General features: G+C 58.3%; 23 protein-coding genes and 1 pseudogene. 11 read left to right on the forward strand and 13 right to left on the reverse strand.

What is annotated here, in order from left to right; all coding sequences use genetic code 11:
- Positions 1-5 precede the first annotated feature (5 nt).
- Complete coding sequence (gene rnt / locus PSH65_RS06555; protein WP_007898509.1) at positions 6-683, reverse strand: ribonuclease T; 678 nt, start codon at positions 681-683, stop codon at positions 6-8.
- The gene (gene pyrC, locus PSH65_RS06560; protein WP_305425440.1) at positions 680-1,726 is read right to left on the reverse strand and encodes a dihydroorotase; all 1,047 of its coding nucleotides are present in this window, start codon (positions 1,724-1,726) and stop codon (positions 680-682) included. The genes rnt and pyrC overlap by 4 nt, the downstream gene beginning before the upstream one ends.
- 157 nt (positions 1,727-1,883) lie before the next feature.
- On the opposite strand from pyrC, the gene PSH65_RS06565 reads away from it, so the two are divergent.
- Positions 1,884-2,792: an OmpA family protein gene (locus PSH65_RS06565; RefSeq protein WP_305425441.1), complete on the forward strand. Its 909-nt coding sequence runs from the start codon at positions 1,884-1,886 to the stop codon at positions 2,790-2,792.
- Between the two features lie 129 nt (positions 2,793-2,921).
- Positions 2,922-4,139, forward strand: coding sequence for an argininosuccinate synthase (locus tag PSH65_RS06570; RefSeq protein ID WP_223489117.1), 1,218 nt, complete (start codon positions 2,922-2,924; stop codon positions 4,137-4,139).
- A gap of 142 nt (positions 4,140-4,281) precedes the next feature.
- Here the strand turns inward: PSH65_RS06570 and PSH65_RS06575 are convergent, their stop codons facing one another.
- Positions 4,282-4,896: a hypothetical protein gene (locus PSH65_RS06575; RefSeq protein ID WP_305425442.1), complete on the reverse strand. Its 615-nt coding sequence runs from the start codon at positions 4,894-4,896 to the stop codon at positions 4,282-4,284.
- A 572-nt stretch (positions 4,897-5,468) separates the two neighbouring features.
- On the opposite strand from PSH65_RS06575, the gene PSH65_RS06580 reads away from it, so the two are divergent.
- Positions 5,469-6,095, forward strand: coding sequence for a response regulator transcription factor (locus PSH65_RS06580; protein WP_008069501.1), 627 nt, complete (start codon positions 5,469-5,471; stop codon positions 6,093-6,095).
- Between the two features lie 91 nt (positions 6,096-6,186).
- Here the strand turns inward: PSH65_RS06580 and PSH65_RS06585 are convergent, their stop codons facing one another.
- From PSH65_RS06585 to metG, 8 genes and pseudogenes are all read right to left on the reverse strand, one after another.
- Positions 6,187-6,366, reverse strand: a complete 180-nt coding sequence (locus PSH65_RS06585; protein ID WP_007898493.1) for a PA3496 family putative envelope integrity protein — start codon at positions 6,364-6,366, stop codon at positions 6,187-6,189.
- 108 nt (positions 6,367-6,474) lie between these two features.
- Positions 6,475-7,113, reverse strand: coding sequence for an endonuclease III (gene nth / locus PSH65_RS06590; RefSeq protein ID WP_007938911.1), 639 nt, complete (start codon positions 7,111-7,113; stop codon positions 6,475-6,477).
- Between the two features lie 25 nt (positions 7,114-7,138).
- Positions 7,139-7,729 (reverse strand): Rnf-Nqr domain containing protein, encoded by a 591-nt coding sequence (locus PSH65_RS06595; RefSeq protein ID WP_305425443.1) that lies wholly within the window; start codon positions 7,727-7,729, stop codon positions 7,139-7,141.
- Positions 7,722-8,333: an RnfABCDGE type electron transport complex subunit G gene (locus tag PSH65_RS06600; protein ID WP_305425444.1), complete on the reverse strand. Its 612-nt coding sequence runs from the start codon at positions 8,331-8,333 to the stop codon at positions 7,722-7,724. The genes PSH65_RS06595 and PSH65_RS06600 overlap by 8 nt, the downstream gene beginning before the upstream one ends.
- Positions 8,330-9,322 (reverse strand): RnfABCDGE type electron transport complex subunit D, encoded by a 993-nt coding sequence (locus PSH65_RS06605; protein WP_305425445.1) that lies wholly within the window; start codon positions 9,320-9,322, stop codon positions 8,330-8,332. The genes PSH65_RS06600 and PSH65_RS06605 overlap by 4 nt, the downstream gene beginning before the upstream one ends.
- On the reverse strand, positions 9,309-10,316 hold the full coding sequence (rsxB, locus tag PSH65_RS06610; protein WP_305425446.1) for an electron transport complex subunit RsxB: 1,008 nt from the start codon (positions 10,314-10,316) through the stop codon (positions 9,309-9,311). The genes PSH65_RS06605 and rsxB overlap by 14 nt, the downstream gene beginning before the upstream one ends.
- Positions 10,313-10,882 (reverse strand): electron transport complex protein RnfA, encoded by a 570-nt coding sequence (locus PSH65_RS06615; RefSeq protein WP_305425447.1) that lies wholly within the window; start codon positions 10,880-10,882, stop codon positions 10,313-10,315. Before PSH65_RS06615 ends, rsxB begins: the two co-directional genes overlap by 4 nt.
- A 129-nt stretch (positions 10,883-11,011) precedes the next feature.
- Positions 11,012-13,064, reverse strand: a pseudogene (gene metG, locus PSH65_RS06620) (methionine--tRNA ligase).
- A gap of 171 nt (positions 13,065-13,235) precedes the next feature.
- Between metG and apbC the strand changes: the two are divergent.
- Positions 13,236-14,330: an iron-sulfur cluster carrier protein ApbC gene (gene apbC, locus PSH65_RS06625; protein WP_305425448.1), complete on the forward strand. Its 1,095-nt coding sequence runs from the start codon at positions 13,236-13,238 to the stop codon at positions 14,328-14,330.
- A 124-nt stretch (positions 14,331-14,454) separates the two neighbouring features.
- Here the strand turns inward: apbC and PSH65_RS06630 are convergent, their stop codons facing one another.
- Positions 14,455-15,213: an SDR family oxidoreductase gene (locus tag PSH65_RS06630; protein WP_305425449.1), complete on the reverse strand. Its 759-nt coding sequence runs from the start codon at positions 15,211-15,213 to the stop codon at positions 14,455-14,457.
- Between the two features lie 149 nt (positions 15,214-15,362).
- Between PSH65_RS06630 and PSH65_RS06635 the strand changes: the two genes are divergently transcribed.
- The 4 genes from PSH65_RS06635 (at position 15,363) to groL (ending at position 18,871) form a co-directional block, all read left to right on the forward strand.
- Entirely contained in the window at positions 15,363-16,094 is a 732-nt protein-coding gene (locus PSH65_RS06635) for a HugZ family protein (RefSeq protein ID WP_305425450.1), read from the forward strand.
- 66 nt (positions 16,095-16,160) lie between these two features.
- Positions 16,161-16,637, forward strand: coding sequence for an FxsA family protein (locus PSH65_RS06640; RefSeq protein WP_008069522.1), 477 nt, complete (start codon positions 16,161-16,163; stop codon positions 16,635-16,637).
- Between the two features lie 247 nt (positions 16,638-16,884).
- A complete protein-coding gene (locus tag PSH65_RS06645) occupies positions 16,885-17,178 on the forward strand; it encodes a co-chaperone GroES (protein WP_007898444.1) in 294 nt (97 codons plus the stop codon).
- Between the two features lie 49 nt (positions 17,179-17,227).
- Positions 17,228-18,871 carry a chaperonin GroEL gene (gene groL / locus PSH65_RS06650; RefSeq protein WP_008032122.1) on the forward strand — a complete coding sequence of 548 codons (1,644 nt, stop codon included), beginning with the start codon at positions 17,228-17,230 and terminating at the stop codon, positions 18,869-18,871.
- 170 nt (positions 18,872-19,041) lie between these two features.
- Here groL and PSH65_RS06655 read toward each other — a convergent pair whose 3' ends face one another.
- A complete protein-coding gene (locus PSH65_RS06655) occupies positions 19,042-19,785 on the reverse strand; it encodes a phosphatase PAP2 family protein (protein ID WP_305425451.1) in 744 nt (247 codons plus the stop codon).
- Positions 19,786-20,002: 217 nt separating this feature from the next.
- Here PSH65_RS06655 and colR point away from each other — a divergent pair, with 217 nt between their 5' ends.
- The 3 genes from colR (at position 20,003) to PSH65_RS06670 (ending at position 22,774) form a co-directional block, all read left to right on the forward strand.
- Entirely contained in the window at positions 20,003-20,686 is a 684-nt protein-coding gene (gene colR, locus PSH65_RS06660; RefSeq protein WP_305425452.1) for a two-component system response regulator ColR, read from the forward strand.
- Positions 20,676-21,956: a HAMP domain-containing sensor histidine kinase gene (locus PSH65_RS06665; RefSeq protein WP_305425453.1), complete on the forward strand. Its 1,281-nt coding sequence runs from the start codon at positions 20,676-20,678 to the stop codon at positions 21,954-21,956. The genes colR and PSH65_RS06665 overlap by 11 nt, the downstream gene beginning before the upstream one ends.
- Positions 21,957-22,105: 149 nt before the next feature.
- Positions 22,106-22,774: a class I SAM-dependent methyltransferase gene (locus tag PSH65_RS06670; protein WP_305425454.1), complete on the forward strand. Its 669-nt coding sequence runs from the start codon at positions 22,106-22,108 to the stop codon at positions 22,772-22,774.
- Positions 22,775-22,777 lie beyond the last annotated feature (3 nt).

Consider the following 22,777-nt stretch of genomic DNA (forward strand, 5'->3'; position numbering starts at 1 on the left):
AGGCATCAGTCGTTGTAGTCTTCCCAGCCGCCCATTTGTTTCCAGCGATTGACGATGCCGCAGAACAGGTCAGCCGTCTTCTCGGTGTCGTAGCGGGCCGAGTGGGCCTCGCGACCGTCGAAGTCGATATCGGCTGCCTGGCAGGCCTTGGCCAATACGGTTTGACCGTAGGCCAGGCCGGCGAGGGTCGCCGTGTCGAAGCTGGAAAACGGATGAAACGGGTTGCGTTTCATGTCCAGGCGCGCGACAGCGGCGTTGAGGAAACCCAGGTCGAAGCTGCTGTTGTGTCCGACCAGAATCGCCCGTTTGCAACCGTTGGCCTTCAGAGCCTTGCGCACACCGCGGAAGATATCGGTCAGGGCCGCTTCTTCACTCACGGCCATGCGCAATGGGTGATCGAGCTTGATCCCAGTGAATTCCAGGGCTGCCGCTTCGATGTTCGCGCCTTCGAAAGGCTCGACCCGGAAGAAATAGGTGTGCTCAGGGTACACAAAGCCTTTTTCATCCATGCCGATCACGGTGGCGGCGATTTCCAGCAGGGCATCGGTGGCCGAGTTGAAGCCACCGGTTTCTACGTCGACAACGACCGGCAGGTAACCACGGAACCTGGCTGCCATTGGATGGCGGGAACCGCCTCCGCCGCCATTACCGTCCTGTTCGTCGTCGAAATGGTCTTCACTCACGCGTGTTCCTCCAGCAGGCGCCAGCGCAGTTTTTCACCGGCGCGCAGCGGGATTACGGTCAGCTCGCCAAACGGCAGGCTGGTTGGGGCGGTCCACTCGTCGCGGACCAGGGTGATGCGATCGGTGTTCACCGGCAGGCCGTAGAAACGCGGACCGTTGAGGCTGGCGAAGGCTTCGAGCTTGTCCAGCGCGTTGCGCTGTTCAAAGGCTTCGGCATACATCTCGATCGCGGCATAAGCGGTGTAGCAACCGGCACAGCCGCAAGCTGCTTCCTTGGCGTGCTGGGCATGGGGTGCCGAGTCGGTGCCGAGGAAGAACTTGTCGCTGCCGCTGGTAGCGGCGTCGAGCAGGGCTTCCTGGTGGGTATTGCGCTTGAGGATCGGCAGGCAATAGAAGTGCGGCCGAATCCCGCCCACCAGCATGTGGTTGCGGTTGTACAGCAGGTGATGCGCGGTGATGGTTGCACCGACATTGGCCGAAGCCTCGTTGACGAACTGCACGGCATCGGCGGTAGTGATGTGTTCAAACACCACTTTGAGGGTCGGGAAGCGCTCGACCACTCGACGCATGTGCTCATCGATGAAGATTTTTTCACGATCGAAAACGTCGACATCGCCACGGGTGACTTCACCGTGAACCAACAAGGGCATCCCGACTTCGGCCATGGCCTCGAGCGCGGGGAAAATCTTGTCGATGCTGGTGACGCCAGAATCCGAGTTGGTGGTCGCGCCGGCCGGGTACAGCTTGGCGGCGTGAACGAAACCGCTGGCCTTGGCTTCAAGAATTTCTTCGGGCTGGGTGCGGTCGGTCAGGTACAGCACCATCAGCGGTTCGAAACGGCTGCCGGCCGGACGCGCGGCGAGAATCCGCTGGCGATAGCCATTGGCTTCAGCAGCGTTGCGCACTGGCGGTACCAGGTTGGGCATGATGATGGCGCGACCAAAGGTGCGCGCGACATCCGCGACGGTATTGGGCAACACAGCACCATCGCGAAGATGAATATGCCAGTCGTCGGGACGCAGCAGGGTCAGGCGGTCGGACATGAGGGGATTCCAGGCGGGTCAAACTCAGGGGAATGCTACCGGAAAAGACTCTTGCAGGCACTCGCTATCAAGTTTTGCGGCAAGCTTCCGATATCCAACAGGTATGCCGTAAATATGTGTGTCGGTCTTTTTGTTGCAGAAGCCAGTGGAGCCTCCCGTGCGCCAGCGTTATTTAGCCTTGCTCAGTGTGTTTGCCAGCCTTCCTGCGATGGCGCTCACTTTTCAGACCCCTCTGGAGAGCATCGAGTGGACGGTCGAAGGCGACAAGTTCGAATGCCGCCTGACTCAACCCATCACCGATTTCGGCTCGGGTGAGTTCGTGCGTCGTGCCGGCGAGCAGGCGACATTTCGCTTGAAGGCTTACAACTCGATGATCGGTGGCGGTTCCGCGACCTTGCTGGCGGCCGCTGCACCATGGCAGCCGGGGCGTGGCGACATCAACCTGGGCTCGGTGCGAATCGGCAGTGGCAACGTGCTGTTCAACAGCTCGCAAGTTCAGGCCGGGCGCCTGATCAGCGGGTTGATGGATGGCCGCAGCCCGGTCGTTCGACACTCCTCAGGTGACGGCCGGGTGTCTGAAGTCCGTCTGCTGCCAGTCAAATTCAGCAAGGCCTACAGTGACTATCAGGGTTGCGTGGCCAAGTTGCTGCCGCAGAATTTCGAGCAGGTGAAGCAATCCGAAGTCGGCTTTCCGGGGGAAGGCATCGATCTCGACGCCCAAGCCAAGGCCCATTTGCAGGTCATGCTGGAATTCATGAAAGCCGATCCGACGGTCAACCATATTGAACTCGACGGCCATTCCGACAACAGCGGCAACCGCTTGACCAACCGTGAGCTGTCACGACGCAGGGCGCTGGCCGTGATGGACTTCTTCAAGGCCCACGGTATCCAGGAATCGCAGATCACCCTGCGTTTTCACGGTGAGCGCTATCCTCTGGCGCCGAACAACAATGCCGCCAATCGGGCGAAGAACCGTCGGGTTGCCGTACGCCTCGAACGGGTAGCGCCGACCGAGACACCGGCGCCTCAAGCCACCGCTTCCGCGGGCAGCGCGAAGGCCTCCTGAAGCTGCTGAAATCGTCGCTCGCTCGACATAATCTGTCGCTTCGTCGTCATAAGCTGTCGCGCCTCTGTAAATTATTCTGCATGGGCGGTAGACTTGACGGCTTTCCGTAGAACCCCGTGGAGTGATGGCATGGCGGACGTAAACAAGGTCGTTCTGGCGTATTCCGGCGGCCTGGACACTTCGGTGATCCTCAAGTGGCTGCAGGATACTTATAACTGTGAAGTAGTGACCTTCACCGCTGACCTGGGTCAGGGCGAAGAGGTCGAACCGGCCCGCGCCAAGGCACAGGCCATGGGCGTAAAAGAAATCTACATCGACGATCTGCGCGAAGAATTCGTGCGCGATTTCGTGTTCCCGATGTTCCGCGCCAACACCGTTTACGAAGGCGAGTACCTGCTGGGTACTTCCATCGCTCGTCCGTTGATCGCCAAGCGCCTGATCGAAATTGCCAACGAAACCGGCGCTGACGCCATTTCCCACGGCGCGACCGGCAAGGGCAACGACCAGGTTCGTTTCGAACTGGGCGCCTACGCCTTGAAGCCAGGTGTGAAAGTGATCGCTCCATGGCGCGAATGGGACCTGCTGTCCCGCGAGAAGCTGATGGATTACGCCGAGAAGCACGCGATCCCGATCGAGCGTCACGGCAAGAAAAAATCCCCGTACTCGATGGATGCCAACCTGCTGCACATCTCCTATGAAGGCGGCGTGCTGGAAGACACCTGGACCGAGCACGAAGAAGACATGTGGCGCTGGACCGTCTCCCCGGAGAAGGCTCCTGACAAAGCGCAATACCTGGAACTGACCTACCGCAACGGCGACATTGTGGCACTGGACGGCGTCGAAATGACCCCGGCCACCGTGCTGGCGACCTTGAACCGTATCGGTGGCGAACACGGTATCGGCCGTCTGGACATCGTCGAAAACCGCTACGTCGGCATGAAGTCCCGTGGCTGCTACGAAACCCCGGGCGGCACCATCATGCTGCGCGCTCACCGTGCGATCGAATCGATCACCCTGGACCGCGAAGTGGCTCACCTCAAAGACGAGCTGATGCCTAAATACGCCAGCTTGATCTACACCGGTTACTGGTGGAGCCCTGAGCGTCTGATGCTGCAACAGATGATCGACGCTTCCCAGGCCCACGTGAACGGCGTAGTGCGCCTGAAGCTGTACAAGGGCAACGTGATCGTCACTGGCCGCAAGTCCGACGAGTCGTTGTTCGACGCCAACATCGCGACCTTCGAGGAAGATGGCGGCGCCTACAACCAGGCCGATGCGGCGGGCTTCATCAAGCTCAACGCCTTGCGCATGCGCATCGCGGCGAACAAAGGCCGGAAGCTTTTTTGAGACCTTTGAGTCGGTAATGGATTTGTGGCCTCATTGATGAGGCCACAAATCTGAAAGAGGGATACCCTGTCGTACACTGCGTGTTCAGCTTTTCTTCTTGTCTGTGTTAATTCCTTTCTTCGCTTCTTTCCCCGATGGCTCTTCAAGAGCTGGCTGCTGTGTGCCTGTAAAGATTTTGACCAATCATCGTCAGACCGTGTGAATTCAAATTGTAAGCAATGCAGAACGTTGCGCCGTTGCGTTTCCTGGTGTGTTTTGAAAGCTGGAACGCACTTTCCTTCAGCTGCGTCTCCGATTCGGCACAGGTGAGAAATACGATCACCTGCGCAGGATTTTCCTGTGCTTGCTGAATTTTCTCCATCAAGGCGTTGAATGCCATTTTATTGTTCATCCAGCGTGCATCAATGATATGCAGGTCTTTTAAGTGCTCGGGCAGGCGTACATGGTGCTGGGTCGAGCTTTCTGGTGGTATCCAGGAAGGGTCGTTTCCTGACCGGTTAGCGTTCTCCATGACTTTCATGAAGTGCTTCCCTTTCTCGAAGTCAGAGGGCGCGTAAAGCGATCGATAGTTGAAGTTGAGTGTGACGAAAAAAAGAAAAAGTAAATAAAAGGGAAAGCTAATCAGGAACCAGACATAGAGTTCTCTTTCCTTGTTGTCGAGAAAGGGGAGGGATACAGCGGCCGATGTTTCAGATAATACTGCAAATATTGCAATGATTGTCATGGGGTTGGTGATTCTTTTTTTGAGTTTTATCATGTCTTCTGCTCATGGAGATATTATTTCTTCTCGATTTGTTTGTGGGGTGGATCTCGGGGCTGTGTTTAATGAGTGACTTTTTTCTGTTGTTATTTTGGGCTCCTTTTTTTTGCTGAGTAATAGGGGGCGTTATAGTAGCTGTATTGTTATTGGTTCAGGTATGGCTGTTTATTTGTTTTAAAATTATATGGGTTTATTTTGTGGGTGAAATGTTGCTGTATATGAGCTTTCATAAGTCGCTCGATTCCAGTTGTGCAGGGATTGGAAAATGCTCGTTACTTTTAAGGGTAGCTCAATAGTTGAAGTCTGTCGGATTACTAGTATCAAACCCCGTTCTTGTGTTTTTTTGGTTTAAAGTCGATACAAAAAAACTGTCGAAGTGCCGAGCGCCGTTCGGCTAGTGGCAATCCCATGACTCATGTTACGCAATGATTTTTTGTAGGAATAATCCGTGTTGTTTGTAGGCTATGTCTCTCGCTGCGAGTGGCTGGGGGTAACGGCATGCCATGGGTGAAACGACTAGGCTATGGTGCGGGCTCTAAAAATTCGAACAGCGAAAATTGGACTTGCCCATGAATAAAGTGCTGATCGTGGATGATCACCCCGTCATTCGTCTCGCGGTACGTATGCTAATGGAACGTCATGGCTACGAAGTCATTGCAGAAACAGATAATGGTGTGGACGCATTGCAACTCGCTCGTGATCTTATGCCGGACATTGTTATATTGGATATTGGAATACCGAAACTGGATGGGTTGGAAGTTATCGCGCGCCTGACATCGACGGCGATGCCTCTTAAAGTGCTGATATTGACATCCCAGGCGCCAGGACATTTTTCCATGCGTTGCATGCAGTCGGGGGCCGCCGGATATGTTTGCAAACAACAGGATCTCACTGAGTTGCTCAGTGCAATAAAAGCCGTGCTATCAGGTTATAGCTACTTTCCTAATCAGGCTCTGCATACCGTGCGCTCCAGTCTGGGGAACGCCAGTGAAGCTGATATGGTGGATCGTTTGTCCGGGCGAGAGATGATGGTCCTGCAACAGTTGGCCCGAGGAAAGACAAACAAGGAAATCGCCGATGGAATGTTCCTCAGCAATAAAACAGTCAGTACTTACAAGACTCGTCTTCTTTTAAAACTCAATGCTCGCTCACTGGTCGACCTGATCGAATTGGCCCAGCGCAATGGCCTGGTATGAAGTTGCCAGCGTTTGACGAGGCGCGATGAACGGGCGTTTATCAGGGGTCGGCACTTAGTAAAAAGCCTCCGTTTCGGGAGGCTTTTAAGTGTCACAAGTCAAAATCGTAATCGGCCAATTGCTTCTGCAGTCGGCGCTCCTCCAGCAGATTGTCGATGGTGCGGCGTTTGCTCAGATTGGTCTTCGCCACTTCCACTACCGGCTCTGCGTCATCGGCCTCAACGGGGGTGAAGTCGTCTTCTACGTCCAATTGCTCTTTGCCAGTGCTCATAAGGTTAACTCCAGGCTAAGGCTGCCCTTTGGCGCTCCTTATATCGACAATTTCCCGGCGGGTAAAAAAGATTTTTTCAATCGGTCGATCAATAAAACTAATAGCGCCTCAATCGTCCGAGGTCTTTTGCTTGTATTCGCACAAATCCTCGATCCGGCAGCTGCCACAACGCGGCTTGCGGGCCAGGCAAACGTAGCGCCCGTGGAGAATCAGCCAGTGATGAGCGTCGAGCAGATATTCCTTCGGCACGAATTTCATCAGTTTTTGCTCCACCTCCACCACATTCTTGCCAGGAGCGATGCCGGTACGGTTGCTGACCCGGAAAATGTGAGTGTCCACGGCCATGGTCAACTGACGAAAGGCGGTATTGAGCACCACGTTGGCGGTCTTGCGACCGACGCCGGGCAATGCCTCCAGTGCCTCGCGGGTCTGCGGTACTTCACCGCCATGGCGCTCCACCAGCAAACGACAGGTTTCGATCACGTTTTTCGCTTTACTGTTGAACAGGCCAATGGTCTTGATGTACTCCGACAGCCCTTCGACGCCCAAGGCATGGATCGCCGCCGGCGTATTGGCCACCGGGAACAGTTTGGCGGTGGCCTTGTTCACGCCGACATCGGTCGACTGCGCCGAGAGAATCACGGCGATCAGCAATTCGAACGGGGAGGAGTAGGCCAGTTCGGTTTTCGGCTCAGGGTTGTCTTCGTGAAACCTGCGGAAAATTTCAAGACGTTTTGCGGCATTCATGGGCGATGCGTTTCCTCGAAGGCGGTCAATGTGGGGCAGCCGGGCGGTGGGTCCAGGCTTGATGTGCGGCGATCAGCAGTCCCAGTAGAATAAACCCGCCAGGTGCCAGCGTGGCCAGATGCAGGCCACCGTCGGCGATCAGCGTCCAGCCTTGCCAGTCCGGTTGCGTGGCACCGGCCATCCAGGACAGATGGCTACCGAGTGCTCCGTTGCCGATGAACTCGCGCAGCAGGCCCAAGCCCACCATCAAGGCGCCGAACAGGCCGCACAGACGCAATCGATCACGCCATGCGCTCTGGAAAAAACCGTTATGTTCCAGCACAACGCATTGCAAGGCGATCAATCCTGCGTAGAAGCCCAGATGCTGGTGCCATTGGAGCGACCAGGCTTGCGTGGCGAGTTCCGCGCAACTGGTCAGCGTGGCAGCCAGCAGCAGGCATGCCAGCAAATGTGTGGCCGGAATCAGTCGCGAACGCAAGACGCCCATGCTCGCACCGTAAGCACTGAGTACCAGAGCAAACATCAGCCACAGGCCCAAAGCCGTTACCAACGAATCAGTGACGCCGATCAACGGCGTTAGCATCAGCGAGTTCTGCAGGGTCGATGACTTATTCATGGGCGCTGCTCCCGATCAGCGGTTGCCGGTGTTCATCGAAGTAGCGCAATGCGTCATGGGTAGCATTGATCACCGCTCTTGAGGTGATGGTCGCGCCAGCGATCTGATCGAATTGCCCTTGGTCCTTTTTCAAGGCCCAGCCATTGTCATTGGGGGCGGTTAGAGACTTGCCGGTAAACACCTGAAGCCAGGCATTGGGCCAATCGGCGAGCTTGCCGCCCAGCCCCGGGGTTTCCGATTGCCTGAGAGTTTTGACCCCCACTAACTTGCCTTGGGGGTCGATAGCGATCAGCAATTCAATGGAGCCGGCGTAGCCCAGAGTCTGGCTGCGCAGCAACACGGCGCTCGGTTGGCCGGCCTTGGACGCCAGGTAGCCACCCAACAGTGTGCTGTTGGCCAGTCGAGTGCTTTCGAGACTGAGAGGGTGTTCCAGTGGTTGGTTGTCGTAGCTGCCGGGCGGTAGCAGATCCAGTAACTGGCGGCTGTCGATCAGGCGTTGTTCAGCGGTAATGCGCGCGGCGCTGGTGTGCTGCACGAGGTACGTCGCGCCCATCCCCAGGCTTGCCAGCACTAGCAGGATCACAACGCTCGTCGCTCGGTTCATGGGGCAACCTGCTCCTCTCTGGACGCGGCAAACCGTTCCAGCGCCGGTACACAGAGATTCATCAGCAAAACCGCAAAGGCCACGCCGTCCGGATACCCGCCCCACGTCCGAATCAGGTAAGTCAGTAACCCCACGCCTGCGCCGAACAGTAATCGGGCAGTGGGGCTTTTTGCGCCGGATATCGGTTCCGTCACGATGAAGAAGGCACCGAGCATGCTCGCGCCAGTGAGCAGGTGAAACAGTGGCGAGCCATTAGAGTCGGAGCCCGTACCGTTCCAGCACAACAGGCTGATGATGAACAGACTGGCGAGCATGCCGACCGGCGCATGCCAACTGAATACCCGCCGTTGCAGCAGAAACGCCCCGCCTGCCAGAAACGCCAGGTTGACCCATTCCACGCCTCGGCCGCCAAAACGGCCGAATGCCGGATTGCCGGCGAACAGTTCTTCCATGGTCAGGCTTTTGTTGATTCGCAGACTGTCCAGCGCCGTGGCCTGGGCCCATGCATCGGGTGCCTGACCGAAGCTGAAGCCGAACACCTGTTGCAGCCCACCGAACAAATCCATGCCATGGGACGCCGGCCAATGGGTCATTGGCTGGGGATACATCACCAGGACCAGTGCGAAACCGAGCATCGCCGGATTGAACGGATTCTTGCCGATGCCGCCATACAGATGCTTGCCGAAAAACAGTCCAAACGCCGCAGCACTGACCGTCAGCCACCACGGACAATAAGGCGGCAAGGCCAGTGCCAACAGCGTCGCACTGACCAGCGCACTGCCATCGCTCAGCGTCGGTTTTACCGGTTGCTTGCGCAGCTGCAACACCGCCGCCTCAACGGCCAGTGCGGTGGCAGCCGCCAGAATCAGGTTGATCAACACGCCCCAGCCGTACAGCCAGAACAACATCAGCATCCCTGGCACGGTGGCCAGCAATACCAGCTTCATGGCCTGCTGAAGGCGTTCGTCCACCGATTCAAGGGGTGACATAGGCATCCACCTGACGCTCGGCTTCGCTGAGCGCATGTTGCAACGCTTCGATCTGTTCGGCCGGCGCCTCGCTTGCTTGTGCTTTTTTGAGTTCGGCGCGGCGCATGGCCAACTGGATCTTCGCTCGTTTCAGCTCGGCATCTTTTGCCGGGGCAGGTGCCGCAGAGACCGGTAGTGCGCTGCTCTCCAGTTGCGCCAGTGCCTGTTCGGCGGCGTCGAACTGCTGTTGCAGTACGATCAGTTGCGATTGCTGCTCGAAGGTTGGTGGATGCCCGAAGGCCTTGAGCGATTTGTTCAGCTGCGCCCGACTCATCGCCAGATCGACCTTGGCCTTTTTCAACGCGGCATCGGCGTTGGCAGCCTTCTGTGCGCGGACGCGCTCGAGTGCAGCCTGAACCGGGTCGAGCGTCACTTCGCTGGGCTGCATGGCGCGTTGGACACGGGCCTGGCGTTCGGCGAGTTTCTGTTCCTCTTCGCGATGCAAACGGGCATTGCGCTGTTCGAAACGGCGTCGCGCGTGATTGCGCTTGGCGGCCCGGGCTTGTTGTTCCTCCAGGCTGAACGCCAGCCCGCCGATAATCGGCAGCACCGTGGCCAGCGGTAACGGATGCATCTCGATGCAATCCACCGGGCAGGGCGCCACGCAGAGGTCGCATCCGGTGCATTCGTCGACGATGACCGTGTGCATGAATTTCGCCGCGCCGACAATGGCGTCGACCGGGCAGGCCTGGATGCACTTGGTGCAGCCGATGCATTCGGCTTCGCGGATGTAAGCGATCTGCGCCGGCGCCGAACCGCGACTGACGTCCAGTTCCAGCACCGGCACTTTCAGCAGGTCGGCCAGGGCTGCGATGGTTTCGCTGCCGCCCGGTGGGCACTTGTTGATCGGCTCGCCGCTGGCGATGCCTTCGGCGTAGGGTTTGCATCCGGGGTGGCCACACTTGCCGCATTGGGTCTGCGGCAAGAGGGCGTCGATGCGTTGAATCAGACTCATGTTTTGATCAGCCCGCTGAATCCGAGAAAAACCACCGCGATCAATCCGGCGCCGATCAACTCGATCGGCAGGCCACGAAAGGGCAGGGGGATATCGTTATCGAGTGTGCGCTGGCGCAAGTCGCTGAACAGACTCAGTACCAGCCAGAAACCCAGCCCGGCGCCAAGGCTCAGGGCTATGGCGTGGAAAATGCCCTTGTCGTCTTGAGCGTTGAGCAACGTCAGCCCAAGCACCCCGGCATTCCCCAGCAGCAGGGGCCAGAGGCCATCGAATGAAAGCTTCGCCAATAAACGTGAAAGCAGCTTTTGCAGGGGGCCGATCAGCAGAACGCTCAACGGCAGGAACACGAACAGACGCAGCGACGTCAGCCCCAACGGCACCAGTAGCCAGTGGTAGAGCGCATAGCCGAGTGTTCCGACGATCAACATCAGGCACGTTGTCGCGATGCCCAGCGCGTGGATCTGTGGCCGCTCGCTGCCCAGCACCGGATCGACGCCCAGCGGCCAGTGCAACACGAGGTTGTTGATCAGGGCAGCGCTGATAAGCGTAAGAAGCAGTTCGGTCATGATCGTGCCGGCAAAAGGAGGCCTGTCTAACAAGGTTAGGCATTATCCGGCAAGGAAGGAGGGTGGGCCAGACATGAAAATCCCACAGTCGCGCCGGGCACGACTGTGGGATCGGTTTACCGCAGGGCTTTACTTGATGCGCTGACCCGGCTTGGCGCCGCTGTCGGGGCTCAGCAGGTAGATTTCTTCACCGCCAGGGCCGGCCGCCATCACCATGCCTTCGGAGATCCCGAATTTCATTTTGCGGGGCTTGAGGTTGGCGATCATCATGGTCAGGCGACCATTGAGCTTGGACGGATCCGGGTAGGCGCTCTTGATGCCGGAGAACACGTTTCGTTGCTCGTCACCGATGTCCAGGGTCAGGCGCAGCAGTTTGTCGGCACCTTCCACGGCTTCGGCCTTGACGATCAGCGCAACGCGCAGGTCTACGGCGGCAAAGGTGTCGAACTCGATCTCTGGCGACAACGGATCCTTGGCCAGTTCACCGTTGCCGGCGGGTGCAGCTTCGCCGGTGTCGGTTGCGCTGGCGGTCAGGTCTTCTTTCGAGGCGTCGGTCATGGCTTGTACTTTTACCGGGTCGATGCGGGTCATCAACGGTTTGAACTCGTTCAGCTGATGGTTGCTGAGCAAGGTGGCGTGGTCGTTCCAGGTCAGTGGGGCGACGTTCAGGAACGCCTCGGCATCGGCGGCCAGCAGCGGCAATACCGGTTTGAGGAAAATCACCAGCTGGCGGAACAGGTTGATGCCCAAGGCGCAAATGGCCTGGACTTCATCCTGTTTGCCTTCCTGTTTGTTCAGCGACCACGGCGCCTTGTCGGCAATCCAGGCGTTGGCGCGGTCGGCCAGGCCCATGATTTCGCGCATGGCACGGGCAAAGTCGCGAGCTTCATAGGCTTCGGCAATGCTTGGCGCGGCAGCCAGGAAGGCGTCGGTCAATTCCGGCGCGGCGTTGCCGGCGACCAGCACACCGGCGTTGCCTTTATGGATGAAACCGGCGCAACGACTGGCGATGTTGACGACTTTGCCGACCAGGTCGGAGTTGACCTTCTGCACGAAGTCTTCGAGGTTCAGGTCCAGGTCGTCGACGCCCACGGCTCAGCTTGGCGGCGTAGTAGTAGCGCAGGTATTCCGGCGACAGATGATCCAGGTAAGTCCGCGCCTTGACGAACGTGCCGCGGGATTTGGACATCTTCTGGCCGTTGACGGTCAGGTAGCCATGTACGTTGATGCCGGTCGGTTTACGGAAACCGGCGCCTTCGAGCATCGCGGGCCAGAACAGGGCGTGGAAGTTGACGATGTCCTTGCCGATGAAGTGGTACAGCTCGGCGGTGGAGTCCTTGCCCCAGAACGCGTCGAAGTCCAGCTCCGGCGTACGGTTGCACAGGTTCTTGAAGCTGGCCATGTAGCCGATCGGCGCGTCCAGCCACACGTAGAAATATTTGCCCGGCTCATCGGGAATCTCGAAGCCGAAGTACGGCGCATCGCGGGAGATGTCCCACTGTTGCAGGCCGGCGTCCAGCCATTCGGCGATCTTGTTGGCCACGGCCTCTTGCAACGTGCCGCTGCGGGTCCAGGCTTGCAGCATTTCCTGGAAGTCCGGCAGTTTGAAGAAGAAGTGCTGGGAATCCTTGAGCACCGGGGTGGCGCCAGAGATGGCCGACTTCGGATCCTTCAGGTCGGTCGGTGCGTAGGTCGCGCCGCACTTTTCGCAGTTGTCACCGTACTGATCTTCGGTGCCGCATTTCGGGCAGGTGCCCTTGATGAAGCGGTCGGCCAGGAACATTTTCTTTTCCGGGTCGAAGTACTGCGTGATCGAGCGCGTGGCGATGTGCCCGGCGTCGCGCAGCTTCAGATAGATCTGACTCGACAGCTCACGGTTTTCTTCGGAGTGAGTGGAGTGGAAGTTGTCGAAGTCCACCAGGAACTCGGCAAAGTCGGCGCTGTGTTCAGCCTGGACGTTGGCGATCAGTTGTTCCGGGGTGATGCCTTCCTTTTCCGCGCGCAGCATGATGGCCGAACCGTGGGCGTCGTCGGCGCAGACATAAATGCATTGGTTACCGCGATGCTTCTGGAAGCGCACCCACATATCGGTCTGGATGTATTCCAGCATATGGCCGAGGTGGATCGAACCATTGGCATAGGGCAGGGCGCTGGTGACGAGGATCTTGCGTGGCTCGGACATGGGGCTCGGCTACTTGATGAAACGGAGGTCGGCCACTATAAAGCGCCGGCGCATATTTTTCACCCCGTGAGCCTGTTTCATTGGATGATTCATTCTTTTGAACATCCCGCCAAACCATCAGAACAGGTAGGATACCCCCCTGATTTTTCAGTCTTGCTATCGGAGTTGCCCATGAGCGCCGTCAATCGCGCAGCGGTGGAAGCCGTCCTTCGCCAATACACCGACCCTTACCTGAATCAGGACCCGGTCAGCGCCGGGTGCGTGCGCGGCATCGATATCCAGGGTGATCGCGTCAGCGTCCAGCTGGAACTGGGTTACGCCGCCGGTCTGTTCAAGAGCGGCTGGGCGCAGTTGCTGCAACTGGCCATCGAAGGCCTGGACGGCGTCGTCACCGCGCGCGTCGAGATCACCAGCGTGATCGCCGCGCACAAGGCCCAGGCACAGATTCCGGGGCTGGCCAACGTCAAGAACGTCGTGGCCGTGGCGTCCGGCAAGGGTGGCGTGGGCAAGTCCACCACGGCTGCCAACCTGGCCTTGGCGCTGGCTCGTGAAGGCGCCAAGGTCGGGATTCTCGATGCGGATATCTACGGTCCGAGCCAGGGCATCATGTTCGGCATCCCTGAAGGCACCCGACCGAAGATCAAGGATCAGAAGTGGTTCATTCCGATTGAGTCCCATGGCGTCGAAGTGATGTCCATGGCCTTCCTGACCGACGATAACACGCCGATGGTCTGGCGCGGACCGATGGTTTCCGGCGCGCTGTTGCAACTGGTCACGCAAACGGCCTGGGGCGATCTGGATTACCTGGTCATCGACATGCCGCCAGGCACCGGCGACATCCAGTTGACCTTGGCGCAGAAAGTCCCGGTGGCCGGTGCGGTAATCGTGACCACCCCGCAAGATCTGGCATTGCTGGATGCGCGCAAGGGCGTTGAGATGTTCCGCAAGGTCAACATCCCGGTGCTGGGCGTGGTGGAAAACATGGCCGTGCACATCTGCTCCAACTGCGGGCATGCCGAGCATCTGTTCGGTGAAGGTGGCGGTGTGAAGCTGGCCAACCAGTACGGTGTCGAACTGTTGGCTTCGTTGCCGCTGTCGATGCTGATTCGCGAACAGGCCGATGGCGGCAAGCCAACGGTGATCGCCGAGCCGGACAGTCAGATCGCAATGGTTTACCAGGAACTGGCCCGCCATGTCGGCGCGCGGATTGTGTTGCAGGAAGCGGCATCGCCGGCGATGCCAAATATCACCGTCAGCGACGACTGAATCGCTGAAGAAATGCGATCCAATGTGGGAGCGGGCTTGCTCGCGAAAGCGGTAGATCAGTCAACTTATCTGTTGAATGACACACCGCATTCGCGAGCAAGCCCACATTGGGTTTACGTCAACCTTAAATCCGCAACCCGCCATCCAGTTCCAGAATCCGACCGGTGTAGTAGTCGTTCTCGAAGATGTACGCTGCCGACTGAGCGATCTCCTCAGGTTTGCCCATGCGCTTGAGCGGAATCCCGGACGTCATTTTCTCCAGCGCTTCGGGCTTCATGCTCAGGGTCATCTCGGTTTCGATGAAGCCCGGCGCAATGCCCGCCACCCGAATGCCGTAACGTGCCAGTTCCTTGGCCCAGGTCACGGTCGCCGCGGCGACACCGGCTTTGGCCGCGGAGTAGTTGGTCTGGCCGATGTTGCCGGCGCGCGAGATCGACGAGATATTGATGATCGCGCCGCTGTTGTTCAGCTCGATCATTTTCGCCGCGACTTCACGGGTGCACAGGAACACGCCGGTGAGGTTGACGTCGATCACCGCCTGCCATTGGGCCAGGCTCATCTTGGTCATTTCGCCATCCTTGACCTTCAACAGCAGGCCGTCGCGCAGAATGCCGGCGTTGTTGATCAGGCCATGGATCGCGCCGAAATCGTCGGCCACTTGGGCGGCCATGTGGGTCACTTGCTCTTCATCGGCGACGTTGCACAGGTAGGCACGGGCCTCGACGCCCTTGGCCTTGCAAGCCGCGACGGCGGCGTCGAGTTTTTCCTGGTTCAGGTCCACCAGGGCCAGCTTCGCGCCACGACCTGCAAGATACTCGGCCATGGACCGGCCTAAACCCTGGCAACCGCCGGTGATAATGATTACTTTGTCAGTGAGTTGCATTCGCATGCCCCGTTAGCTGGTCAGAGTGGATTTCTTGTCGGCCTCTCTTGCGCGGGCCCGCCGTACATGAGAACTGCCTGATGGCGTCCTGGGAACTTTAGCCCAGTTGTCCGTCCGTTTTCGACGGATTCTACATAAGGAGTCATAAATTGAGCATTAAAGTTGCTAAGAGCGCCCGAGAATTGCTTCTCAAGGAATACCGTGGAGTGCTCTCGACGCACTCCAAAGCGATGCCCGGTTTCCCGTTTGGCTCCGTGGTTCCTTACTGCCTGGATGAACAGGGGCAACCGCTGATCCTTATCAGTCGCATCGCTCAGCACACGCACAATCTGCAAAAAGATCCGAAATGTTCGCTGCTGGTGGGGGAGCGTGGGGCAGAAGACGTACAAGCCGTTGGTCGCCTGACTTACCTGGCAGAGGCGCAAAAGCTCGAGGCTGCCGAAGCCATTGAAGCGGCGGCCGAGCGTTACTATCGCTATTTCCCGGACTCGCAGAATTATCACAAAGCCCACGATTTCGATTTCTGGGTGCTCAAACCGATACGGCACCGCTACATCGGCGGCTTCGGTGCGATCCACTGGATCGATCAGTTGACCCTCGCCAACCCTTTCGCCGGCAAGGCCGAAGTGAGCATGGTCGAGCACATGAATGCCGATCACGCCAAAGCCATCGCCCACTACGTCGAGCTGGCGGGTCTGCCGAAAACCGCTCCGGCGCAATTGGCCGGCATCGACAGCGAAGGCATGCACTTGCGCATCGGTCAGGGGCTCTACTGGCTGCCGTTTCAAACGCCCTGTAATACGCCGACACAAGTCCGGGAAGCCTTGGTTTTCCTGGCTCACGCCGAGCATTGGCCGAAAAATGAAGTGGCCGACGCTTGAATTCACGAAACGGCGACGTCATCTAAGGAAAACTGGCAAGGTATTCTTGCGTTGAGGAACCATTTGATGCGCCCTTTTTTACTGCTCTTTGTACTGTTCCCGGTGTTGGAGCTGTTCGTATTCGTCAAGGTTAGCGGGGCGATCGGGTTTTTCCCGGCCCTGCTGCTGATCATTCTCGGCTCGATGCTCGGCGTGTTCGTGCTGCGTATCGCCGGTCTGGCTACTGCGCTGCGCGCCCGTGAAAGTCTGAACCGCGGCGAGCTGCCGGCCCAGACCATGCTCGAAGGCCTGATGCTGGCCTTGGCTGGCGGTCTGTTGATCCTGCCGGGCTTCGTCACCGACGTGCTGGGTCTGATCATGTTGCTGCCGATCTCTCGTCGTCTGCTGGCCAACAAAATGCGTCTGCGCGCCGAGGAACAAGCGATGCGTCAGCGTGCGTTCGCCGATGACCTTCAGCCACGGGGCGGTCCTGCTCCGCGGCAGCCGTTGGGTCGCGAGCCCAACGTGATCGAGGGCGAGTTCGAACACCGCGATTCCAAGTAACACTTCCATCGACACGGCACCTTCGGGTGCCGTGTTGGTTTTCAGGGCCTCGACGTAAAAAAATTTCGCTCCCCGCCCTTGAAATAAGCTTGTGCGCCCTTATGTAACGGTCACCGCAAGGTTTCTGGCAATTGCGCCAGACAGACTTCCGCGGTTCGCTTGACGAACCGCACCCGGCGCCGCCGGATTTGTTAAACCCGCCGGGATTACACCGGCCGATGAAAACCACAATTAGGAGAGATCGACAATGAAGCTTCGTCCTCTGCATGACCGCGTCGTCGTCCGTCGCAGCGAAGAAGAAAAGAAAACCGCTGGCGGTATCGTCCTGCCAGGTTCGGCTGCTGAAAAGCCAAACCAGGGTGAAGTCCTCGCTGTAGGCCCAGGTAAAGCACTGGACAACGGTGAAGTGCGTGCGCTGGCCGTGAAAGTGGGTGACAAGGTTGTGTTCGGCCCTTACTCCGGCAGCAACACTGTGAAAGTTGACGGCGAAGACCTGCTGGTCATCGGCGAGAGCGAAATCCTCGCTGTCATCGAAGGCTGATTCCCCGCTCATTTTCCCGTTACTACAAAGTATTTAAGGAATATCGATCATGGCTGCTAAAGAAGTTAAATTCGGCGATTCCGCCCGTAAGAAAATGCTCGCCGGTGTCAACGTCCTGGCTGACGCAGTAAAAGCGACCCTGGGCCCTAAAGGCCGTAACGTGATCATCGAGAAGAGCTTCGGCGCTCCGACCATCACCAAGGACGGCGTTTCCGTCGCCAAAGAAATCGAGCTGAAAGATCGCTTCGAAAACATGGGCGCGCAGCTGGTCAAAGACGTTGCCTCCCGTGCCAACGATGACGCAGGCGACGGCACCACCACCGCTACCGTCCTGGCTCAGTCGATCGTCAACGAAGGCCTGAAAGCCGTCGCTGCCGGCATGAACCCGATGGACCTGAAGCGCGGTATCGACAAAGCGACCATCGCTATCGTCAAAGAGCTGAAAGCCCTGTCCAAGCCTTGCGCTGACACCAAGGCCATCGCTCAGGTCGGTACCATCTCGGCCAACTCCGACAACTCCATCGGCGACATCATTGCCGAAGCCATGGAAAAAGTCGGTAAAGAAGGCGTGATCACCGTTGAAGAAGGCTCGGGCCTGGAAAACGAACTGTCGGTTGTTGAAGGCATGCAGTTCGACCGTGGCTACCTGTCCCCGTACTTCGTCAACAAGCCAGAGACCATGACTGCTGAGCTGGACGGTCCGCTGATCCTGCTGGTCGACAAAAAAATCTCCAACATCCGCGAAATGCTGCCAGTACTGGAAGCCGTTGCCAAAGCCGGCCGCCCACTGCTGATCGTTGCCGAAGACGTTGAAGGCGAAGCCCTGGCGACTCTGGTTGTGAACAACATGCGTGGCATCGTTAAAGTCGCAGCCGTCAAGGCTCCAGGCTTCGGCGACCGTCGCAAGGCCATGCTGCAGGACATCGCTGTTCTGACTGGCGGTACCGTTATCTCCGAAGAGATCGGTCTGAGCCTGGAAAGCACTACCCTGGAACACCTGGGTAATGCCAAGCGCGTGATCCTGTCCAAAGAAAACACCACCGTGATCGACGGTGCCGGCGTTGAGGCTGACATCCAGGCTCGCGTTCTGCAGATCCGTCAGCAAGTGGCTGATACTTCGTCCGACTACGACCGTGAAAAACTGCAAGAGCGTCTGGCCAAGCTGTCCGGCGGCGTTGCAGTGATCAAGGTTGGCGCTGGTTCCGAAGTTGAAATGAAAGAGAAGAAAGCCCGCGTTGAAGACGCCCTGCACGCTACCCGTGCAGCCGTTGAAGAAGGCGTGGTACCTGGCGGCGGCGTGGCACTGGTTCGCGCTCTGCAGGCTATCTCCGAGCTGAAAGGCGACAACGATGACCAGAACGTTGGCATCCAGTTGCTGCGTCGCGCTGTAGAAGCGCCACTGCGCCAGATCGTTGCCAACTCCGGCGACGAGCCAAGCGTAGTTGTCGACAAGGTCAAGCAGGGTTCGGGTAACTACGGTTACAACGCTGCGACCGGCGAATACGGCGACATGATCGAAATGGGTATCCTGGACCCGGCCAAAGTGACTCGTTCGGCTCTGCAAGCGGCTTCGTCGATTGCCAGCCTGATGATCACCACCGAAGCCATGATCGCCGAGATCAAGGAAGACGCTCCAGCTGGCGGCGGCATGCCAGACATGGGCGGTATGGGCGGCATGGGCGGCATGATGTAAGCCAGCCTTACCCCGTACATAAAAACCCCGCCTGCGTTGAGCAGGCGGGGTTTTTTATTGCCTTCAATTTGGTCTGCCAGGAGACCGAGTCGCGGCCATCGCGGGCAAGCCACGCTCCCACAGGATCGGCATCAACCCAAGGAGCGAGGCTTGCCCGCGAAGGCGTCAGTTCAGACGCTGACAGGTTCCGCGTTGGCTACTCCCTCAGCCTTGGAGGCCGGTTGATAAAGAATGTAGTAATACACCCCCAAACAAATCAGCCAGCAGAAAATCGCCGTCCACACGTTGTGTGAGAAAAAGTGCGCGCCCTGCATCATCCGGCTGATGGAAAACACCGAGCCCAACGTGAAGGCCAGGACGAACGCCTTGCGTGCCAGGCGCGGACGGCGGTCGCGCAACACGAAGAACAGCGCAAACAACGTGAAGCCAGTCGCCGCATGACCACCGGGCCAGCAGCGGCCCGGCTTAGCGGTGTGCGGGCGAGGGCTGAGCAGTTCGCTGTAGGTTTCATGCCCGCCGAATTGCTCCAGGCTCCACGGGCATTGCACCGCTGTGACCGCTTTGACCGGGGTGACAAACGATGTCGCCAGCGCCAGAGACAACACCAGGCAACCCAGTTCACGCTTGAACGGTTTGAGCCTGTCCATGAAAAAGGAGCTGATGAAGCCAAGGATGGCGAACACCGAAAAGGCGATGACCACTTGCTTGGCCCGGTCATGCAGAATGTTTTCCAGGAAGTAACTGTGCCGTCCGATGAACTCGCCTGCCGCCGGGTCATAGAACCGCTGGGCAAGGTCCATGTCCAGGGACGTCAGTTCGAGCAACAGCAGGGTGATCGCCGCAATGGCGGGCACTCCCAGGCATAGCCAGGCATTCAGTGGCCTGGAAGCGGGGCGGGCAGCGGTCGAAGCCATGGCAATTCCTTGGTGTGTGAAATGTTCTGAAGAGCGCAACCGCGGGAGTCTGAACACGCCGCTGTCGCCAGCCTGTGAATCGATGGTGAAAAAGTCGTTAAGGCCGTTTCTGTTTTTTTTTGTCGGATTTACCCCCGCACGCCACCCTATCCCTGAGCCACACTTGGCCTTAAGCTGCGCGCCAAGACAGCCGTTACTGTGTACGGAGGAGGTGCCGATGCGAATTCTATTGGTTGAAGACAACCGCGATATCCTGGCCAATCTGGCCGATTATCTTGGGCTCAAGGGGTACACCGTGGATTGCGCGCAGGACGGTTTGTCGGGCCTGCACCTGGCGGCCACCGAGCATTACGACTTGATCGTGCTCGACATCATGCTGCCCGGCATCGACGGCTACACCCTGTGCAAACGCCTGCGCGAAGATGCCCGCCGTGACACGCCAGTGATCATGCTCACCGCCCGCGACCAACTGGATGACCGTTTGCAAGGCTTCAAATCCGGTGCTGACGACTACCTGATCAAACCCTTTGCCCTGTCCGAACTGGCCGCGCGGATCGAGGCGGTCATGCGTCGTGCCCAGGGTGGCGGTCGCCGAGCCTTGCAAGTCGGTGATCTGAGCTACGACCTTGATACTCTGGAAGTAACGCGCGGAGGCCGTCTGCTGAAACTCAACCCGGTGGGCCTGAAGTTGCTGGCTGTGTTGATGCAGAAAAGCCCGCACGTGTTGCGCCGGGAAGTTCTCGAAGAGGCCCTGTGGGGCGATGACTGTCCAGACAGCGACAGCCTGCGCAGCCACGTCCATCAACTGCGTCAGGTGATCGACAAACCGTTCGACAAGCCCTTGCTGCACACGGTGCATGGCGTCGGTTATCGCTTGGCCGAGGGCCGTGATGGAGTTTAAGCAGAGCCTTGCTCAACGGATCATCATCGCCTTTGCGTTGATGAGTGCACTGGTGGCGGGAGCCTTCGCCATGGGCATTGTGGCGACCGTGCACCTGGTGGAAGAAAAACTGATTTCGGCAGGTCTGGGCGGCGATTTGCAACGCCTGTTGCTGATGGACAGCGTGTCGGACTGGAGCCACCGCCCCGAGCCGGACCAGCTGTTCTATTTCAGCGGCGGGCCGGGCGACTTCGATTTACCCAAGGATTTGCGGCACCTGGACTCGGGCTTTCATGAAGTCTTTCGCGAGCAGCTGTCGTATCACGCGATGGTCGAGATCGTCGACGGTCGGCGTTACGTGCTGTTGCAGGATCAGAGCGATTTCGAAGAGCGGGAACGGGTGCTGTTTGCCGTGGTGCTGGTGGGTTTCGTCCTGAGCCTGGCATTGGCGGTATTTCTTGGCTGGGTGCTGGCGCGCAAGGTCATGGCGCCGGTGGTGCGACTGGCTCGTCAGGTGCGTCATCGCGATCAATTGCTGGGCCTGGCGCCGCCACTGGCGCCGGATTATGCCGCCGATGAAGTGGGCGAACTGGCCGTCGCCTTCGACGCTACCCTTGGGCGCTTGCGTCAGGCGTTGACCCGTGAGCGATTGTTCACCAGTGACGTCAGCCACGAGCTGCGCACACCGTTGATGGTGTTGGCCAGTTCCTGTGAGCTGTTGCTGGAAAATCCCGGCATCGATCAGCGCGGCCGTGCTCAGGTCGAGCGAATCGCCCGTGCGTGCGCCGAGATGCGCGAGCTGGTGCAAACCTTCCTCATGCTGGCTCGCGCTCAACATGAAGACGCCAGCATGGCCCCCCAGCAGACCCTGAGCCAGGTAGCCGACGGGCTGCTCAGTCAATGGCGCGATCCGATCGAAGCCAAGGGCCTGACGCTGAACTTCGAGCAGGGCAATCCGCCGGACACCCGTTATAACGCGACCCTGTTGCATGCGGTGATGGGCAACCTGTTGCGCAATGCGCTGCATTACACCGAGCACGGCTACATCCGCCTCGCCCTGACGGATACAGGGTTCGTGGTCGAGGACAGTGGTGTCGGCATTCCCGAGGAAAAACGCGAGGCGATGTTCGAGCCTTTCGTGCGCGGCAACGAGAAACGCGGCGAGGGCCTGGGGCTGGGGCTGTCGCTGGTGCAGCGGATTTGCGAGAACCAGGGCTGGAGCGTCAGCCTGACCAACATGGAGCCCAATGGTTGCCGTTTTCAGGTGGATTTGACTCCGTCCCTGATCTGAAGGAAAAACGAAAAGATCCTGAATTTGGCCCTGTAAAACCCTGAAATAATTCCGGGTTTTACATGACAAATTTTTCACATCGGCACGACCTGAGACTGACACGACGCTGCTTAAAGTGGTGGTCATCAGAAGTTCAGGAGACTGCAGTGATGGCTCGTCCGATCAAACTCGATTTTTCCGAAAAGTACGACGATCAACACGCCCAGAAATATTTGCGCAAGCATCAGGAAGGTCTCAGCCGCCGACTGTCCCACTGGCGTGACGAACAACTGGCGCGAAAAGCGCTGACCCTGGCCGGTGAGCCGGGGTTGATCCTCGATTTGCCGTGCGGCGCGGGACGTTTCTGGCCGCTGCTGGCGGAGAAACACAACCGTGTCATCATTGGGGCCGACAACTCGGAGTCCATGTTGAAGACTGCCATGCAGGCGCAACCCGCCGACGTGGTAAAGCGGGTACAACCCTTGCATACTTCTGCATTCGACATTGCCTTGCCCGATAACGCCGTCGACAGCATCTTCTGCATGCGCTTGCTCCATCACATCGGTGAAGCCGAGCATCGACTGGCCATTCTGCGTGAATTCGAGCGCGTCACCCGTGACAGCGTGATTGTTTCGTTGTGGGTAGACGGCAATTTCAAGGCCTGGAAACGCAAGCGTGCCGAGAAAAGGCGTGTGCAGGAGGGTTACCAGAATCGATTTGTGTTACCGGCTGCCACGGTTGAAAAAGAATTCGAGCAGGCGGGTTTTCGGATTCAGGAACAACTGGATTTTTTGCCGTTCTACGCGATGTGGCGGGTCTACGTATTACGCAAGAGGTAACAG

It is taken from the genome of Pseudomonas sp. FP603, assembly GCF_030687415.1.
Classification (GTDB): domain Bacteria; phylum Pseudomonadota; class Gammaproteobacteria; order Pseudomonadales; family Pseudomonadaceae; genus Aquipseudomonas; species Aquipseudomonas wuhanensis.